Annotated in this window: 3 protein-coding genes; 2 read left to right on the top strand and 1 reads right to left on the bottom strand. The window is 71.0% G+C overall.

The window, feature by feature from the left end; translation table 11 throughout:
• Both AC2W7M_RS24760 and AC2W7M_RS24755 read left to right on the top strand, forming a co-directional pair.
• Positions 1 to 842 (top strand): hypothetical protein (locus AC2W7M_RS24760; protein ID WP_486135696.1); only part of this gene is annotated, 842 nt, incomplete at its 5' end.
• A gap of 57 nt (positions 843 to 899) precedes the next feature.
• Complete coding sequence (locus AC2W7M_RS24755) at positions 900 to 1,211, top strand: STAS domain-containing protein (RefSeq protein WP_486135694.1); 312 nt, start codon at positions 900 to 902, stop codon at positions 1,209 to 1,211.
• A gap of 52 nt (positions 1,212 to 1,263) precedes the next feature.
• Here AC2W7M_RS24755 and AC2W7M_RS24750 read toward each other — a convergent pair.
• A partial coding sequence (locus AC2W7M_RS24750; protein ID WP_486135693.1) for an amino acid--tRNA ligase-related protein occupies positions 1,264 to 1,797 on the bottom strand: 534 nt, incomplete at its 5' end.

Here is a 1,797-nt window from a genome sequence, read left to right as displayed (position 1 = left end):
GCGGCGCTGGCGGCGGCGGGCGGCGACGGCGGCGCGCGGACGGCGGTCGTCCGTCGCTGTTCCTGGTGCTGCAACTGGCCGGCGCGGTGCCGGTCTCGCTGGCGCGCGGTCTCACGGAACGGATCGCCCGGTACTTCAGCCCGCCCTCGACGGAAGACGACGCCTCGCGCCCGCGCTACATCCACGAGCGCGCGGTGGAGCAGGTGGCGACGGCGCTCGATCTGTCCGACCAGGAGAGCGCGCGGATCGTCAAGCTTCTGCCCAATCTCCTGCCGGACCTCGATGTGGGCGGCGCCGACTACAGCCCGCAAGACCGCGACGCCTTCTGGAAGGGGTCCACCGCCATCGTCCAGGCGGTGGATCATTTCCTTGTGGATGTGATCCGGGCCGGCGCGGCGCGCGAGAGCCTCGACATCGCCCTCCACCAGCAGGCGCGCCTGGAGACCATCCGCGCTTTGGTGGACACGCTGCACGATTTCTCCGTCGTGGTGGGCCAGTTTGACAGCGTGCCGCCGCTCGCCTTCAACCTCTCCGAATCGCTGCGCACCATCGTGCTGTCTCTGGCCGATGCCATCGAGGGCGGCGCGCCCGACGACTTCGATCTGCTGATCGACCTGACCGCGGACCGCTCCGAGATGCTCGACCGCATCCGCCGGGCGCTCGCCGCCGCCGCCCCCGGCGCGGAGGAGGATTCGCGCCGCCTGATGCATGCCACCAGCCTGTTCGAGCGTGCCGTCTGGCTGGTGCGCCGCCTCGCGGTGGCGTTGCGCCCCCCGGCGATTGAGGATAGAGCACCTGACGGTGATCCCGCGCGGCAGGAGGCTCCCGAACGTGTGGCCTGACCATCCGGCGGCGCCGCCGGCCGCGTGCCGGGACCGGCCCGACGGTGCGGAGCGCTCATGACGTCCATGCACATTGACCGCGAGCAGTGGGGGAGCGACGTGCTCCTCAAGGTGATGGGACGCCTCGACACCCCGAACGCGAAGCCGTTCGAGGCGGGCCTCATGGAGGTGGTGACGCAGACCACCGGAGGCATCATCGTCAACCTCGCCGGGGTCGACTATGTCTCCTCCTCGGGGCTGCGCGCGCTGCTGGTGGCCGGCAAGGCCATGCGCGCGGGCAAGCGCAAGCTGGCGCTGACCTCGCTGCAGCCGCAGATCCGGGAAGTGTTCGACATCTCCGGCTTCTCGTCCCTGTTCGAGATCACCTGATTGCTGACCGGGACGGCATTCGGCGGGAGCGGGTGGGGATCGGGGCCAGGTTTCAGGGTTCCACCACCGGGACGAACAGCACATCCTCGATGCGCCGCGCGCCGGTCGCCAGCATGGCGAGCCGGTCGAAGCCCAGGGCGCAGCCGCTGGCCGGCGGCATGAGCGCGAGCGCGGCGATCAGGTCGTCGTCGATCGGGTAGCGCTCGCCATAGAGCCGCGCCTTCTCGTCCATGTCCCGCGCGAAGCGGCGGCGCTGCTCGACCGGGTCGGTCAGCTCGCCGAACGCATTCGCAAGCTCCAGGCCACAGGCATAAAGCTCGAACCGCTCGGAAAAGCGCGGGTCGGACGGCTTGGCCCGGGCGAGCGCGGCCTCGCTCACCGGATATTCGTACAGGACGGTCGCCCGGCCGATGCCGAGCTTCGGCTCGATTCTCTCCACCAGCACCCGGGAGAAGATATCGCCCCATTCGTCATCGGGCGCCGTGCGGATGCCCGTCCGCCGCGCCGCAGCCGCGAAGGCCCCGGCGTCCGGCGCGGCGCCGGCGGCGGCAGCACAGCTCGAGGTCGATCCCGGCGTCGGCCGGTC

The sequence above is a fragment of the Xanthobacter sp. BG11Y11_SDJG genome, from assembly GCF_057364445.1.
This window is presented reverse-complemented; position numbering and strand designations above follow the sequence as displayed.

Coding starts and splice junctions, on each gene's coding strand:
- AC2W7M_RS24755 (WP_486135694.1), top strand. CDS start 900: ATGACGTCCATGCACATTGACCGCGAGCAGTGGGGGAGCGACGTGCTC.